This is a genomic window from Mesorhizobium sp. C277A (assembly GCF_040324395.1).
Classification (GTDB): domain Bacteria; phylum Pseudomonadota; class Alphaproteobacteria; order Rhizobiales; family Rhizobiaceae; genus Mesorhizobium.
The window spans coordinates 5721704-5736657 of the sequence record NZ_JAMYVW010000002.1 but is presented as its reverse complement, the minus strand read 5'-3'; the positions used below and the strand labels follow the sequence as shown (position 1 = coordinate 5736657).

Here is a 14954-nt window from a genome sequence, read left to right as displayed (position 1 = left end):
GACACCGTGCCGCAGCCGATTGTCTCCGCGACAGCGAAAGGTTCCATCCGGCCACAACTCGCTCTATAAGCCGCCTTTCGCCCCGGTGGCGAATCCGAAATTCGTCAGTCAGGCATGGGATCGGCCATTTGTTTCGCTTCTTCCGTTCGACGGAAAACCAGCGCCTTATCGCAAGGCTTTTGCGGGAATCCTTTCACGCACATAGATTTGGCTACGCTGCGGCCATTCTGTCGATGCTGGTGGTGGCGGCAACGACAGCAGCCAGCGCCTATATGCTGCGCGAAATCACCAATGAATTCGTGGTTTACAAGAGGATTGGGCAGGTCAATCTGATCGCGGCGGCGACCGGAGCGATTTTCATTCTCAAGGGCTTCGCAAACTTCATCCAGGCCTACTTCATGAGCAGGGTCGGCAATGCCATCATCGCCGACCGGCAGCGCAAGATCTATGACAGCATTCTTGCGCAAGGCATCGAATTCTATCATTCGACCTCTTCGTCCGAACTGATTTCGCGCATGACGAACAATGCCCAGGCCGCGCGCAGCGTGCTCGACCAAATCGTCACGTCCTATGTTCGCGACCTGGTGACGCTGGCTGCGCTGGTGGGTGTGATGGTCTGGCAGCAGCCGGCGCTGTCCCTGATCTGTCTGGTGATCGGGCCGATCGCCATTTACGGCGTCAATCGTATCCTGAAGCGCGTCCGAAAAATTGCCTCGCAAGAATTCCGTTCGCTCGGCCAGATCGTGCAGGTGATGCAGGAAACGGCGATCGGCGTGCGCGTCGTCAAATCCTTCGGTCTCGAAGGCGCCATGCGCAAGCGCATGTACAAGGCCGTGTCGGACGTGGAGAGCCGCGCCAACAACATCGCCACGCTGGAGGCCGCCACCAGCCCGGTTATGGAAACGCTTGCGGGGCTGGCCATCGCTGGCGCCGTTTTTGTCAGCGGCTTCCTGGTTCTGGGCGGCGGCGGTCAGATGCCGGGCAACATCATGGCCTTCATCGCGGCGCTGCTGTTGGCCTATGAGCCGGCCAAGCGCCTGGCCCGCGTACGCATCTCGCTTGAAACCGGCATTGTCGGCGTGCGCATGATGTTCCAGCTCGCCGACCGGCCGCTGACGCTGGCCGAAAAGCCGGATGCAAAGCCGCTGCGGGCCGGGCCGGGCGAGATCCATTTCGACAATGTCAGCTTCGCCTACCCCGAAAGCGCGCCGGTGTTCGAGGGACTGGACCTGACGCTTGCCGCAGGCAAAATGACGGCGCTCGTCGGACCCTCGGGCAGTGGCAAGTCGACCATCCTCAACCTGATCATGCGCATGTACGACCCGCAGAGCGGCAGGGTGATGTTCGACGGGCAGGACATTTCTTGTGCCACGCTCACCTCGGTCAGGGAAAAGATCGCCTATGTCAGCCAGGACACGTTCCTGTTTGCCGGCACGATCATGCACAACATCAGGCTCGGGCGCGAGGGCGCCACGGACGAGGAAGTAATGGCCGCCGCAAGGGCCGCCAATGCACATGACTTCATCAGCGCCCAGGCGAAAGGCTACGACACGGATGTCGGCGAGAATGGCGCGCTGCTGTCAGGCGGCCAGCGCCAGCGCATCTCGATCGCACGCGCCATGCTGCGCAATGCCGAAATCCTGCTTCTGGACGAGGCGACCAGCGCACTCGACGCCGAATCCGAGGCGCTGTTCCGCGACGCGCTGCAGCAGCTGACGGTCGGGCGCACCACCATCGTCATTGCCCACCGCCTGTCGACCGTGCACCAGGCCGACACGATCGTGGTGCTGGAGGCCGGCAAGGTGGTGGAAAGCGGCGCGCATCGCACGCTGCTCAACCAGGGCGGGCTGTATCAGAAGCTTTACGAATATCAGCTGATGCCGTGAGCTTTACCCTCCCCCTTGTGGGGAGGGTCGCTGCGCAGCAGCGGGGTGGGGGTCGGCGCCGCACCCCTCACTGCGGCACGTGCCTCACCGCGCCCTTGTCTGCGCTGGTGGCGAAGGCTGCGTAAGCGCGCAGCGCGGTCGTCACCTTGCGCTTGCGCTTTTCCTCGGGCTTCCAGGCCATGGCGCCCTTTGCCTCCATGGCCGCGCGGCGCGCATCTAGCTCGGCGTCACTGACCGCCAGACGTATGGTGCGGTTGGGGATGTCGATCTCGATCGTGTCGCCCTCTTGCACCAGCCCGATCAATCCGCCTTCGGCCGCCTCCGGTGAGGCATGGCCGATCGACAGGCCTGATGTGCCGCCCGAGAAGCGGCCGTCGGTGACCAGCGCGCAGGCTTTGCCGAGGCCTTTCGACTTCAGATAGCTGGTGGGGTAGAGCATTTCCTGCATGCCGGGGCCGCCACGCGGCCCTTCATAGCGGATGACGACGACATCGCCGGCCTTGATCTCGTTGGACAGGATCGCTTTGACGGAAGCGTCCTGGCTTTCGAACACGCGGGCCGGGCCGGTGAACTTCAGGATCGACTCGTCGACCCCGGCGGTCTTCACGATGCAGCCGTCGAGCGCGAGATTGCCTTTCAGAACCGCAAGCCCGCCGTCTCTGGAGAACGGCGTTTCGGCCGAACGGATGACGCCCTTCTCGCGGTCGAGGTCGAGCTCGTCCCAGCGGCGGTCCTGGCTGAAGGCGACCTGTGTCGGCACGCCACCCGGAGCGGCGAGAAAGAAGTCGCGGACGCTCTGGCTCGAGGTGCGGGAGATGTCCCAATGGTCAAGCGCTTCGCCGAGGCTTGCCGTATGCACCGTGGGCAGGTTGCGGTTGAGCAGCCCGGCATTGTCGAGCTGGCCGAGGATCGCCATGATGCCGCCGGCGCGGTGGACGTCTTCCATATGCACGTCGGACTTGGCTGGTGCGACCTTGCACAGCACCGGAACGCGGCGTGACAGCCGGTCGATGTCTTCCATGGTGAAATCGACCTCGCCCTCATGGGCGGCGGCCAGGATATGCAGCACGGTGTTGGTCGAGCCGCCCATGGCGATATCGAGCGTCATGGCGTTCTCGAAGGCGCCTTTGGAGGCGATGCTGCGCGGCAGTGCCGACTCATCATCCTGCTCGTAGTAGCGCTGGGCGAGATCGACGATGAGATGGCCGGCCTCGACGAACAGCCGCTTGCGGTCGGCGTGGGTTGCGAGGGTCGAGCCATTGCCGGGTAGCGACAGGCCGAGCGCCTCGGTCAGGCAATTCATCGAATTGGCGGTGAACATGCCGGAGCACGAGCCGCAGGTCGGGCAGGCCGAGCGTTCGATGACCTTGACGTCCTCGTCGGAGATCTTGTCGTCGGCGGCGGCAACCATGGCGTCGACCAGGTCGAGCGCTTGTGTCTTGCCGGCGAGCACCACCTTGCCGGCTTCCATCGGCCCCCCGGAGACGAAGACGCTTGGGATATTGAGGCGCAAGGAGGCCATCAGCATGCCGGGCGTGATCTTGTCGCAATTGGAGATGCAGACCATGGCATCGGCGCAATGCGCGTTGACCATATATTCGACCGAGTCCGCGATCAGCTCGCGCGACGGCAGCGAATAGAGCATGCCGTCATGGCCCATGGCGATGCCGTCATCGACGGCGATGGTGTTGAATTCCTTGGCGACACCGCCGGCCTTCTCGATCTCGCGCGCCACCAGCTGGCCAAGGTCCTTGAGATGGACATGACCCGGCACGAACTGGGTGAAGGAATTGACCACCGCGATGATCGGCTTGCCGAAATCCGAGTCCTTCATGCCGGTGGCGCGCCACAGGCCGCGGGCGCCGGCCATGTTGCGGCCGTGGGTGGTAGTGCGGGAGCGATAGGCAGGCATGAATGTTCCTTGGCTGGTTGGCTGCGCTCAACGCGGAGCGTGGCGGCGCTTAATTTGGACCGCGGGGTTTATAGACCGGCAAGTATGGTCTGGCCACATTTTTGCAATGCGCCAGAGTCTCGCTGAAATCAGGGTTTCGAAAAAGATTGCCGGCCAGTGTCGGATCGCTAGCCCGGCATCCGTCCTTGGGACGACGGCAAGGGAATGGCACCATTTCTATAAGTCAGCCGCTTCACCTGTAACCGCAACCAAACACCCGAGGAGCATGACATGCAAAAGATCACCACCTGCCTGTGGTTCGATGGCCAGGCCGAAGAGGCGATGAATTTCTACGTTTCCATCTTCAAGAACTCGAAGGTACTGAGCGTGCTGCGTTGGCCCGAAGGCCATACCGATGCCGGCAAGGCGCTGGTAACCACGTTCGAACTCGACGGCGTGCAGTTCCAGGCGCTGAACGGCGGACCGCAATTCAAGTTCAACGAGGCGATGTCACAGTCGATCGACTGCAAGACGCAGGAAGAGGTCGACTATTTCTGGGACAAGCTCATCGAAGGCGGCGGCGAACCGTCGCAATGCAGCTGGCTGAAGGACAAGTTCGGCGTCTCCTGGCAAGTCGTGCCGGAGCAACTGCCGCGCCTGCTTCTGGATCCGGACCGGGCCAAGGCCGGGCGGGTGATGTCGGCGATGATGCAGATGAGCAAGATCGATATTGCCAAGATCGAGGAAGCTGCGAAGGGGTGAGAAGCGGCCGCGTAGCGGACGAAAAGCCAATTGCTTTGCTTTTCGAGCTTCGAACGCCCTGAGCCACGCGAACGGCCGGCGCGCCTTGGAGCCAATTGACCCTTCAAGGTCGGCGCTGCCCCTCATCCGCCCTCGGGCACCTTCTCCGCGTAAGCGGGCAGAAGGAAAAGGGGCGCCTTACGCCGCCTTGTCGCGGACCTGGTAGTCCTTGATGGTGGCGAAGCGGATCGCCCTCCAGCGTTCGGCTTCGTAGTTCAGCGAGAAGGCGTTCTGGGCCAGAAACACCGGGTCGTTGTCGAGATCGCGGGCGATGTCGCCGCGATGCGCCTCAATGAAGCGAAGCGTTTCGGCCTTGTCGTCGGCAGAGATCCAGCGGCAGACCGAGAAGCGCGACATTTCGAATTCGACCGGCAGCGTGTATTCGAAATTCAGCCTTTCCTTCAAGACGTCGAGCTGCAGCGCGCCGACAACGCCGACGATGGCCGGCGAGCCGTCTTCCGGCGAAAACAGCTGCACGACGCCTTCCTCGGCCATCTGGTGCAGCGCTTCCTTGAGTTTTTTCGCCTTCATCGCGTCGCCGAGGCGCACACGGCGCAGGATTTCCGGCGCGAAGTTGGGTACGCCGCGGAACAGTATCTCCTCGCCTTCGGTCAGCGTATCGCCGATACGCAGCGTGCCGTGGTTGGGAATGCCGACGACATCGCCGGCAAACGCTTCGTCGGCGGTGACGCGGGTGCGGGCAAAGAAGAACTGCGGCGCCGACAGGCTCATCGGCTTGCCGGTGCGCACCAGCTTGGCCTTCATGCCGCGCTCGAGCTTGCCCGAACAGACGCGCACGAAGGCGATGCGGTCGCGATGGTTGGGGTCCATATTGGCCTGGATCTTGAACACGAAGGACGTCATCTTCTCCTCCGTCGCCTCGACCTTGCGGGTGTCTGCGTCCTGCGCACGCGGCGGCGGGCCGAAGGCGCCGAGCGCCTCGATCAGGTCGCGCACGCCGTAATTGCGCAGCGCCGAGCCGAAATAGACCGGCGTCAGATGGCCCTCACGGAACGCGTCAATATCAAGAGGTCGGCAGGCCTCGCGCGCGAGTTCCAGCTCCTCGATGAAGGCTTCGCGCTCGTTTTCCGGCAGCAGGCCGGCGACGCGGTTGGAGTCGGGGCCGTTGACCGGCGTGCGGTCTTTCTCGGCATCGCCCCTGCGCACAGCGTTGAGCGCCAGGTGGTAGGTGCCGGCAAAAGTCTTGCCGCGGCCGATCGGCCAGGTGATGGGGGCGGTGTCCAGCGCCAACTTCTGCTCGATCTCGTCGAGAATTTCGAACGGGTCGCGGCTTTCGCGGTCCATCTTGTTGATGAAGGTGATGATCGGGATGTCGCGCAGCCGGCAGACTTCGAACAGTTTCAGCGTGCGCGGCTCGATGCCCTTGGCGGCGTCGATGACCATGACGGCCGAGTCGACCGCCGAGAGCGTACGATAGGTGTCGTCGGCGAAATCTTCGTGACCTGGCGTGTCGAGCAGGTTGAAGACATTGTCCTCGTATTCGAAGGTCATCACCGAAGTGACGACCGAAATGCCGCGCTCGCGCTCGATCTTCATCCAGTCGGACCGGGTCTGGATGCGGTCCTTCTTGGCCTTGACCTCGCCGGCAAGCTGGATGGCGCCGCCGAACAGCAGCAGCTTTTCGGTGAGCGTCGTCTTGCCGGCGTCGGGGTGGGCGATGATCGCGAAAGTGCGGCGGCGCGATACCGCCTGTTCGATGTCTTCAGCCAATTTCTGGAATCCTGTCTGTGGCGCGGGCTTCTAGCAGCGCATTGCCAGCCTGTCGACCGTTTCGGGCCGGCAGGCCTCGACCGCCCTTGAGCTTAACCCGCTGCGGTGGCATCAGAGGAGCCCAATTTGAGAGGTCCGGTATGAGCAGCGCTAAAGAAGTCATCGTCATCGGCGCCGGCATTATCGGGGCGTCCATCGCCTGGCACCTGACCAAGGCCGGGGCGCGGGTGACTGTGATTTCCGATAGTGGTGCCGGCGGCGTCGCCACGCCAAACTCCTTTGCCTGGATCAACGCCAGCTGGGGCAATCCCGAAATCTATTTCCGGCTGCGCATCCGTGCGATGGCCGAATGGAAGCGGCTGGCAAACGAGCTGCCCGGCCTGCCGCTCGCCTGGTGCGGCGGGCTGTGCTGGGATCTGCCGGCAGGCAGGCTCGAAGCCTACGCGGCTGAGCACGCTTCCTGGGGTTACGGCATCGAACGCGTCGACGCCGGGCGGGCAGCGCAAATCGAGCCCAGTCTCGTCGAGCCACCGGAATTGGCTGTCTATGTCGCTGAAGAAGGCGTGGCCGAACCGGTCGCAGCGGCCAAGGCGCTGCTGGCCGACGCAGAACGGCAAGGTGCGCGCGTTCTCTCCAGTTCTGTAACCGCACTTGTCCAGACCTATGGCAGGATTACCGGTGTCGATACATCGCATGGGCTGATGGCAGCCGAAGAGGTGGTGATCGCAGCCGGCGTCGGGGCGCCCGATATTGCCGCTACCGCCGGCATCAAGCTACCTATCGAGACCCCGCCCGGCCTGATCGTCCACTCGCGGCCATACAAGAAGCTGCTCAACGGGCTGGTGCATGCCGAAAAGCTGCATATGCGCCAGACGGCGGAGGGCCGCATCATTGCCGGCTCGGATTTCGCCGGCGGCGATCCAGGTGAGAACCCCGACGCCACGGCGCGCGATTTGTTCGCAGCAATGAAGGCGGCCTTGCGCGGCGCCGACGGGCTGGAATTCGAATTTCACACGGTTGGCTACCGGCCGACGCCGATCGACGGCTTTCCGATCATCGGCCGCGCCGAGGGCGTCGGCGGCCTCTATGTCGCCGTCATGCATTCCGGCATAACGCTTGCGCCGGCGGTCGGGCTGTTCGCCACGCGCGAAATTCTCGACGGTGAGCGTGATCCGCTGCTGAGGCCTTATGGGTTGGGTCGGTTTGCTCAGTAGCCCGGCGGACGCTTGAAGCCGCCGGTCAGCGCTTCGATTGCCTTCCCGATGCCAAGCAGGCGCGATTCCGACCAGCGCTTGCCGACCAGTTGCAGGCCGATGGGCAGGCCGTCGCGGTCTTGCCCGCAGGGCAGCGAGAGTGCCGGATGGCCGGAATAATTGAAGACCGCGCCATAGGCCGGTAGCATCCAATAGCTTAGCTCCTTGCCGTCGACTTCGATCGGCGTGCCGGGCTCACAATGCGCGAAGGCCGTGGTCATGGCGACCGGGCACAGCAAGGCATCGCAGGTTTCGAAGAACCTGTCCCAGGCCAGGATCGAGCGGTCGCGGCGAGCGAGCGCCTCGAACCAATTGGTGATCGGCGTTGGCTGCTCCGGCGGTTCGGGCTGCGCTGCCTCCAGCATCATGCCGATCAGATCGCCGCCCTGCTCCAGATCGTCATGCAGATCGATCTCAGGCAAGTTCGCTTCTTCCACAATCACCCCTGCTGATTGCAACCGCTTGGCCAGGCTTTCGACCGCGGCAGCGATTTTACCAGCCACCGGAAAGCCGGGGAAGGACGGCGCGACGGCGATGCGCAATGTCTTGAGGTCGAGCCTGGGCATGGCCTCTACGGGCACCGGCGCGAGGTCGGTGTCTGCTCCGTCCGGGCCGGCGATGATTTTGTAGATCAGCGCAAGATCCTCCACGCTGCGCGCCAGCGGGCCGAGGCAGGACATCAGCCGCACGCTACGCGCCGCGCCGTTCGGATCGGGGAGGGCGCCGGCCAGGGACACGCGGTGCTCGGTCGGTTTCAACCCGTAGACGCCGCAAAAAGCCGACGGCAGGCGGATCGAATCCTGCATGTCGGTGCCGACATCGAACGGCGTCATGCCGGTCGCCACCGCTGCCGCTGCGCCACCGCTGGACCCGCCTGACGTGCGCGATCGGTTCCACGGATTGCTGGTGCGACCGAACAGCGGATTGTCCGATTGCCAGTCGCCCAGCATCGTCGCGACATTGGTCTTTCCAATCAGGATGCCGCCTGCGGCTTTCAATCGGGCGACGACCGGGCTGTCTGCCTTTGCCACATAGTCGGCGAATGGTGCGAAACCAACCGTGGTCTTCATGTCGGCCGTTTCGTGCGTATCCTTCAGGGTGAAGGGCACGCCATGCAGCGAGCCGAGCGCATCGCCATGCGCCAATGCCACGTCGGCGTTTTCAGCGCGCTCACGGGCGCCTTCGCGGTCGAGATTGACGATGGCGTTGACGGCCTCGTTGTGTCGGTCGATTTGGACCAGATGGGCGTCCAGAGCTTCGACGGCGGAGATCTTTCGCGCCGCGATTGCGGCGGCGAGATCGATGGTAGAGGAAAAGGCGAGGTCCATGATTGCTCCGGCTGCTGCCAAACGTATCGCGGTTTAAAACCAAGTTCAGCATTCGGAGATCATCGGCGCTTGATCAAAATTGCGCTTGCCGGTCGGTTGAGGTTGGCGCTCTCCGGCGCCCCCCTCTGTCCTGCCGGACATCTCCCCCACTTTGGGGGGAGATTGGCAGCTTTGGCTTCGGCGCCCCTTTTCCTGCGTTGAAAATTGGCGAAGGCCGCCGTGACCTCCAATCTCCCCCCTCGTGGGGGAGATGTCCGGCAGGACAGAGGGGGGCGCGAAGGAATGCGGCTTAGACTAGGGCCTAGACGACCAGTGCCAGCCTTGCCACAGCCGGCACGAACGGCCGAATGCTCATCCCATCGCCAGTGATCGTGACAAAACTCGCCGGCGGGATCGCCTGCCAGTCGCCGCCTTCGCGGTCGAAGGGTTCGGACACGATGCAACGACCGCCGTTGCGGAGCGACGTGTACAGCGTCGGTGCGTGGGCATCGCTTGCGTAGCGCACGGCATAGAGCGCGCGCCCATCGGAAAGGGCTGCAGTGAGTTTCAAGGCCGGTTCGAGACCGGCGTGGCGTGACGCCTCCAGAACCCGAGCGGTGGCGCGCGATACTGCCCCTTGCGGGTCGCCAGCAAGACCCTCGTCGATCATCAGCAGGAAAAACAATTCGGAATCGGTGGTGCCCTCGCGCTGGTCGAAGACGGCGTCAGAGAGCGAGTTCTCCAGCGCGCGGCGGATCTTTTCGAAGCCGCCGATCTGGCCGTTGTGCATGAACGACCAGTTGCCGGAGATGAAGGGATGGCAGTTCATGCGGCTGGTGGCGCCGCCGGTCGACGCCCTGACATGGGCGAGGAACAGGCCGGATTTGATCTGCCGGCATAGGCTTTTCAGATTGGGATCCGACCAGGCCGGCAGGATGTCGCGGTAGAGGCCGGGCTCGGGCCGGTCGCCATACCAGGCAAGGCCGAAACCGTCGCCATTGGTCGGCGACTTGGCTTCCTGGGCGCAATGGCTCTGGGCGATCAGCGAGTGGCAAGGTGCGGTGACGACGTCTTCGAGGAAGACCGCTTCACCCAGATAGGCCGCCCATCGGCACATGGCTTCTAACCAATCCTAGGCGCGATCCAAGAGAGCCTGGGGCTCCTTGACCGCGTGCGAGCCTCTGTTGTGCGTCCGCTCGTAGAGTTCGCGAACGATTCGGCTTGCCGTAGTTTCGAAGAGAAACGGCAAGAAAGCGTGAACGAGTGCCGCACCAGCGGCCATCAGGAGGCGCGAGCAGAACCAGGCGGCAAAGGCCATATGGCTGAAATAGGTCTCGCCCACCTTGGCCGGGTGAGAGGTGAACAGCTTCGAAAACAGCGTCGTCATGGTGATCCCTCCTGCCGGGATAAGCCCCGATGTGGGTATCCTGCCACGGGGTAAAGGTTCATCGGTCTCAATTTGTCCTTGTCTAACGCCGTGGTTCGGGACATTCATCCCACATGGCGCTTGAATTTGATGAAATCGACCGAAGATTGCTGGCCGAGCTGCAACGCGACGGCACACTATCGGTCGATCAGCTCTCCGAAAGTGTCGCTGTCGCGCAACGCCTGCTGGCGCCGGGTCAAGCGGCTGGAAGAGGACGGCGTCATCACCGGACGGGTGGCGCTGGTCGATGCCGACAAGCTCGGGCTCGGACTTTCGGTGTTCATCCTGATCCGCACCTCCAATCATGACCCGGACTGGCTGCAGAAGTTCCGTGCGGCGGTGACCGGTTTTCCCGAGATCACCGGGGTCTATCGCATGTCCGGCGATCTCGACTACGTGCTGCGCGCCCGCGTCGCTGACATGAAGGCCTATGACCGGCTCTATCAGCGGCTGATCGCCAAGGTGGCGCTGTCGGACGTTTCGGCCTCCTTCGTCATGGAGGAGATCAAGGAGACGACCGTCGTTCCGATGGAATTGCGCTAGGTCACACTGACGCCTGAAAGAAAGCCGTTGATTGGCCTGCGGACGAGTTGACCGAATCGCCGTTCGCGCCGATAGGATCGATTTTATGCGCGCAGCCTTCCAAAATTCCTCCGTCATTGGTCCCACTGTCGGCTTCGTCAGGTTGCCGCATGGAGATGGACTTCCCCTTCCCGCCTATGAAAGCACCGGCGCCGCCGGCATGGATCTGCGCGCCGCGGTGCCGGAAGACCGGCCGCTGCTGATCCTGCCTGGCAAGCGCGCCTTGGTGCCGACCGGTCTGATCCTGGAAATTCCCGAAGGAATGGAAGGCCAGGTGCGGCCGCGCTCCGGCCTTGCCTTCAAGCATGGGCTGACCGTCCTCAATTCACCGGGCACGGTCGACAGCGACTATCGCGGCGAGGTCAAGGTGCTGCTGATCAACCTTGGCGACGAGGATTTCGCGGTGACGCGCGGCATGCGCATTGCCCAGATCGTCTTTGCCGCGGTGACGCAGGTGACGGTTGAGGAGCGCTCGCTGGCCGGCGCCACGACGCGCGGCGCGGGCGGGTTCGGATCGACCGGCACCGCCTGAAATGAGCATACCGAAACTGGTCATCTTCGACTGCGACGGCATCCTGGTCGACACCGAGAACCTTGCCAACCGGCGGCTTGCCGAGTGGTTTGTTGCCGCCGGTTATCCCACCACATTCGAATATTGCCGCAAATATTTTTCCGGCCGCAGCATGGCTTCGGTGCAGAAGGAAATCGAAGAGACGACCACGGTGCGGCTCGGCGCCGATTTCGTAGATCGCTGGAATGCCGGCCTGCCCGATCTGTTTGCGCATGGCGTCGAGGCGATCCCCTACGTGCGCGACTTCATCGAGGCGGTTCGCGCGGCCGGCATTCCCTATTGCGTCGCCACTTCCGCGCGTATCTCGAAGATGCACATCACGCTCGGCCAGACCGGGCTGCTGCCGCTGTTCGAGCATGCCATGTTCTCTTCGACCATGGTCAGCCGCGGCAAGCCGTTCCCGGACCTGTTCCTGCATGCGGCAAAGACCATGGGTTTTGCGCCGGCCGACTGCATCGTCATCGAGGACAGCGTTGCCGGCACGCAGGCCGGCATTGCCGCGGGCATGCGTGTCTATGCCTATCATGGCGATCCCTATTCCGACCGCGATGGCCTGGCCAGCGCCGGCGGCGTCCTGTTCGACGACATGCGCGAACTTGCCGGGCTGGTGCCGATCCACTGAAGCTGTGTTAGGTTCCGCGCGGCCAGCCTGAGGCGCCCATGCCAACGAACCTGCTTCGCTCCATCCTAAAGCGTTTCACCGTTTCATGGAAACGGCGAACCGCTCTATCTTTTTGTTTTGTTGCAATTTCCGGCCGGAAAACCGCACACACTTTTCCCGAAATTGCTCTAGCGCTTGTGCTGCTGCCGTGGCTTTGGACCGCAGCCGGCGCGCAAGCCGTCAGCTTCCCGGAATTCGGCAGCGCCATCCCCGGCCACATGGATGTGACCTATCTGGACCTCGCAAGGATGGTCATTCCCGGCCTCGCAGGTGACAGCAACGGTTTCTACCGGGGTGGATTGCCGATCGAGATGCGCCACATCGAGGGACCGGATGGCGGCGGTTCGCCGCCTGAGACATCGGGCCTCTCCAACGCCGGCGTGCTCGCCATCAAGGCCGGGGGCAAGGACCGGCTGGCGATGCTCTACGACCTCGGCGACTCTCCCGACAGCGCCGAAGGCTATGCCGTGCTGGCGCTCTACGACATCACAGACAAGCCGAAGCTGCTCGACGCCGTCAATGTCGCGCTCGACCGCGGCACCTATTTCCGTGAACCGGGCAAGCTTTCCGTTGGGCCGAACGACGACATCGTGATCACCATGAGCGCGCATTTCAATTCAAGCCAAAACTACGCGATCACGCCGCTGATCATGGTGCGCGACGACAAATTCCAATTGATCGACATGATCTTGACCTTCGATGAGAACCTGTGCGCCTACAGCCGCAAGCAGGACGTTGCTTTCCAGACGATCGCTGACGGGCAGCCTTATGCCGCAGTCAAAGTGACGGTGACCGACGCCACGGTGCTCAACGGCGAGAGCTGCGACGGCCAGCCGCCCAAGCCTGAAGCCCACGCAATTTCCGTTGCCTATCATTGGGACAAGAAGACGTTGCACTACGTCAAGGATTCCGACGCGCTGGATAGATTGGCAGGAGAGAACGCCAAACGCTTCTGAGCCAACCGCATTCGTTTGCCCGGTGCATTTCTTCACGATAGAATCTGCCGATATTCCGCATCTGAAGGGAGCACTCATGGACAAGGGCAAGATCTTTCGCGACCTGCACGCCTCGACCTTCGTCATGCCCAACCCCTGGGATGTCGGCACGACCAAGCTCCTGGCCTCCTTCGGCTTCAAGGCGCTGGCGACGACCAGCGCCGGTTTTGCCTTCTCGCGCGGCCTGCCCGATGGCGCAGTGACCTTCGAGGCGATGATCCACCATTGCCGCGAGCTGACGGCGGCAACCAGCCTGCCGGTGTCGGCCGATCTCGAGAAAGGCAAGGGCGACAGCGCGACGAGTGCCGCCGAGACGGTTTTTGCGGCCGAAGCGGCAGGTCTCGCCGGCTGCTCGATCGAGGACCATACCGGCGATCCCGACAAGCCCATCTATGAGTTTTCACACGCCGTCGAGCGCGTTGCAGCTGCTGCTGAAGCCGCACGGGCGCTCAAGCATGATTTCGTCTTCACCGCACGGGCCGAGAATTTCCTTTGGGGCAAACCGGATCTCGACGACACGATCAAGCGGCTGCAGGCCTTCGAAAAGGCCGGCGCCGATGTGCTCTATGCGCCCGGCCTCAAAGATGTCGAGACCATCCAGAAAGTCTGCTCGGCGGTGAGCAGGCCGGTCAACGTCATGGCACTGTCGGCCTTCACCATCGCCGACCTCGCCATGGCCGGGGTCAAGCGCATCTCGCTTGGGCCGTGGCTGACCAATTTCGCCTTCGGCATGCTGGAAACTGCGGCGCGAGAGATCCAGCAGGACGGCACGTTCGGCTTCACCCGCGCCGCCATGCCGTTCGGCAAATTGCAGGCGCTGTTTTCCAAATCCTCAGGCTAGGGGTCCCGGCGCATGACGCTCACCGTCGTCGACATGCACACCGGCGGCGAGCCGCTCAGGATCGTCACCGGCGGCTATCCAGACATTCCCAAAGGCACGATCCTGGAAAAGCGCGCCTATGTGCGCGACCACCTCGACCATTTGCGCAAGCTGCTGATCTTCGAGCCGCGCGGCCACTACGACATGTATGGCGCGCTGCTGGTGGAGCCCGACCTGCCCGGCGCCGACCTCGCCGTGCTGTTCATGCACAATGAGGGCTATTCGACGATGTGCGGCCATGCCATCATCGCGCTCGGCCGCTACGCCGTCGACGAAGGGCTAGTGGTCAAGCAGGAGCCAACCACCACCGTCAACATCGAGGCGCCGTGCGGCATGGTCGTCGCCTCGGTCGAGGTCAGGGACGGCAAGGCCGGCGCGGTGTCGTTCGAAAGCGTGCCGGCCTTTCTGTTTGCCCATGACCAACAAATCGAATTGGCGGGATACGGCAAGATTGCGTTCGACATCGCCTATGGCGGCGCCTTCTACGCGCTGGCCGACTGCCATCAATTCGGCCTGGAGTTCGGCCGCAGCCGGGTGCGCGACTTCGTCGACGCGGCAACCGCGCTGACCGAACGGCTGAAGGCGGCGTTCCCTCTATCGCATCCCGACCATGCCGATCTCGCTTTCCTCTACGGCACCATCCTCACCGATGGACATGCATTCTCCGGCGAGGCAACGAAAAACATCTGCGTCTTTGCCGATGCCGAGGTCGACCGCTCGCCGACGGGCTCCGGCGTCACCGCGCGGCTGGCGGCAATGCATGCCAAGGGCGAGATCAACCTTGGTCAGGAGCGGTCCTTCGAAAGCATCGCCGGCTCGCGCTTTTCCGGCGCGGTGGCGCGCACGACCATGGCCGGCCCGCATGATGCGATCATCGCCCGCGTCGGCGGCCGCGCCTACTATTCGGGCCGGGCAGAATTCACCGTCGAGCCGGATGACGAATTGGGACGCGGTTTTCTTCTGCGTTGAT

At 63.2% G+C, this 14954-nt stretch carries 15 protein-coding genes; 10 read left to right on the top strand and 5 right to left on the bottom strand.

What is annotated here, in order from left to right; genetic code table 11:
• Positions 1 to 128: 128 nt before the first annotated feature.
• Entirely contained in the window at positions 129 to 1886 is a 1758-nt protein-coding gene (locus tag NKK52_RS28235; protein ID WP_023685110.1) for an ABC transporter ATP-binding protein, read from the top strand.
• A gap of 67 nt (positions 1887 to 1953) precedes the next feature.
• Here NKK52_RS28235 and ilvD read toward each other — a convergent pair whose 3' ends face one another.
• On the bottom strand, positions 1954 to 3798 hold the full coding sequence (gene ilvD / locus NKK52_RS28230; protein ID WP_023715582.1) for a dihydroxy-acid dehydratase: 1845 nt from the start codon (positions 3796 to 3798) through the stop codon (positions 1954 to 1956).
• 270 nt (positions 3799 to 4068) lie between these two features.
• Between ilvD and NKK52_RS28225 the strand changes: the two genes are divergently transcribed.
• Positions 4069 to 4539, top strand: coding sequence for a VOC family protein (locus NKK52_RS28225; RefSeq protein ID WP_023685112.1), 471 nt, complete (start codon positions 4069 to 4071; stop codon positions 4537 to 4539).
• A 177-nt stretch (positions 4540 to 4716) separates the two neighbouring features.
• Here the strand turns inward: NKK52_RS28225 and NKK52_RS28220 are convergent, their stop codons facing one another.
• A complete protein-coding gene (locus NKK52_RS28220; protein ID WP_023685113.1) occupies positions 4717 to 6309 on the bottom strand; it encodes a peptide chain release factor 3 in 1593 nt (530 codons plus the stop codon).
• 140 nt (positions 6310 to 6449) lie between these two features.
• Here NKK52_RS28220 and NKK52_RS28215 point away from each other — a divergent pair, with 140 nt between their 5' ends.
• Entirely contained in the window at positions 6450 to 7523 is a 1074-nt protein-coding gene (locus NKK52_RS28215; RefSeq protein WP_023715579.1) for an NAD(P)/FAD-dependent oxidoreductase, read from the top strand.
• Here the strand turns inward: NKK52_RS28215 and NKK52_RS28210 are convergent.
• The 3 genes from NKK52_RS28210 to NKK52_RS28200 all read right to left on the bottom strand — a co-directional run bounded on the left by NKK52_RS28210 (position 7517) and on the right by NKK52_RS28200 (position 10256).
• Positions 7517 to 8890 (bottom strand): amidase, encoded by a 1374-nt coding sequence (locus NKK52_RS28210; RefSeq protein ID WP_023685115.1) that lies wholly within the window; start codon positions 8888 to 8890, stop codon positions 7517 to 7519. The genes NKK52_RS28215 and NKK52_RS28210 overlap by 7 nt on opposite strands.
• A gap of 301 nt (positions 8891 to 9191) precedes the next feature.
• Positions 9192 to 9986, bottom strand: coding sequence for a class II glutamine amidotransferase (locus NKK52_RS28205; RefSeq protein WP_023685116.1), 795 nt, complete (start codon positions 9984 to 9986; stop codon positions 9192 to 9194).
• A gap of 15 nt (positions 9987 to 10001) precedes the next feature.
• Positions 10002 to 10256 carry a DUF6356 family protein gene (locus tag NKK52_RS28200; protein ID WP_023685117.1) on the bottom strand — a complete coding sequence of 85 codons (255 nt, stop codon included), beginning with the start codon at positions 10254 to 10256 and terminating at the stop codon, positions 10002 to 10004.
• A gap of 113 nt (positions 10257 to 10369) precedes the next feature.
• Between NKK52_RS28200 and NKK52_RS28195 the strand changes: the two genes are divergently transcribed.
• The 7 genes from NKK52_RS28195 to NKK52_RS28165 all read left to right on the top strand — a co-directional run bounded on the left by NKK52_RS28195 (position 10370) and on the right by NKK52_RS28165 (position 14953).
• The gene (locus NKK52_RS28195) at positions 10370 to 10603 is read left to right on the top strand and encodes an AsnC family transcriptional regulator (RefSeq protein WP_352630335.1); all 234 of its coding nucleotides are present in this window, start codon (positions 10370 to 10372) and stop codon (positions 10601 to 10603) included.
• On the top strand, positions 10530 to 10838 hold the full coding sequence (locus NKK52_RS28190) for an Lrp/AsnC family transcriptional regulator (protein ID WP_352630332.1): 309 nt from the start codon (positions 10530 to 10532) through the stop codon (positions 10836 to 10838). Before NKK52_RS28195 ends, NKK52_RS28190 begins: the two co-directional genes overlap by 74 nt.
• Before the next feature lie 85 nt (positions 10839 to 10923).
• Positions 10924 to 11409, top strand: coding sequence for a dUTP diphosphatase (gene dut / locus NKK52_RS28185; protein ID WP_023672879.1), 486 nt, complete (start codon positions 10924 to 10926; stop codon positions 11407 to 11409).
• A gap of 1 nt (position 11410) precedes the next feature.
• Entirely contained in the window at positions 11411 to 12070 is a 660-nt protein-coding gene (locus tag NKK52_RS28180; RefSeq protein ID WP_023685119.1) for an HAD family hydrolase, read from the top strand.
• A 176-nt stretch (positions 12071 to 12246) separates the two neighbouring features.
• Complete coding sequence (locus tag NKK52_RS28175; protein ID WP_023685120.1) at positions 12247 to 13065, top strand: hypothetical protein; 819 nt, start codon at positions 12247 to 12249, stop codon at positions 13063 to 13065.
• 76 nt (positions 13066 to 13141) lie between these two features.
• On the top strand, positions 13142 to 13945 hold the full coding sequence (locus NKK52_RS28170) for an isocitrate lyase/PEP mutase family protein (RefSeq protein ID WP_023715577.1): 804 nt from the start codon (positions 13142 to 13144) through the stop codon (positions 13943 to 13945).
• 12 nt (positions 13946 to 13957) lie between these two features.
• Entirely contained in the window at positions 13958 to 14953 is a 996-nt protein-coding gene (locus NKK52_RS28165; RefSeq protein ID WP_023685122.1) for a proline racemase family protein, read from the top strand.
• Position 14954 lies beyond the last annotated feature (1 nt).

Bases quoted from the DNA above. Each gene is read 5' to 3' on its own strand.
- ilvD (WP_023715582.1), bottom strand. From the start codon at position 3,798: ATGCCTGCCTATCGCTCCCGCACTACCACCCACGGCCGCAACATGGCC.
- NKK52_RS28225 (WP_023685112.1), top strand. From the start codon at position 4,069: ATGCAAAAGATCACCACCTGCCTGTGGTTCGATGGCCAGGCCGAAGAG.
- NKK52_RS28215 (WP_023715579.1), top strand. From the start codon at position 6,450: ATGAGCAGCGCTAAAGAAGTCATCGTCATCGGCGCCGGCATTATCGGG.
- NKK52_RS28210 (WP_023685115.1), bottom strand. From the start codon at position 8,890: ATGGACCTCGCCTTTTCCTCTACCATCGATCTCGCCGCCGCAATCGCG.
- NKK52_RS28205 (WP_023685116.1), bottom strand. From the start codon at position 9,986: ATGTGCCGATGGGCGGCCTATCTGGGTGAAGCGGTCTTCCTCGAAGAC.
- NKK52_RS28200 (WP_023685117.1), bottom strand. From the start codon at position 10,256: ATGACGACGCTGTTTTCGAAGCTGTTCACCTCTCACCCGGCCAAGGTG.
- NKK52_RS28195 (WP_352630335.1), top strand. From the start codon at position 10,370: ATGGCGCTTGAATTTGATGAAATCGACCGAAGATTGCTGGCCGAGCTG.
- dut (WP_023672879.1), top strand. From the start codon at position 10,924: ATGCGCGCAGCCTTCCAAAATTCCTCCGTCATTGGTCCCACTGTCGGC.
- NKK52_RS28180 (WP_023685119.1), top strand. From the start codon at position 11,411: ATGAGCATACCGAAACTGGTCATCTTCGACTGCGACGGCATCCTGGTC.
- NKK52_RS28170 (WP_023715577.1), top strand. From the start codon at position 13,142: ATGGACAAGGGCAAGATCTTTCGCGACCTGCACGCCTCGACCTTCGTC.
- NKK52_RS28165 (WP_023685122.1), top strand. From the start codon at position 13,958: ATGACGCTCACCGTCGTCGACATGCACACCGGCGGCGAGCCGCTCAGG.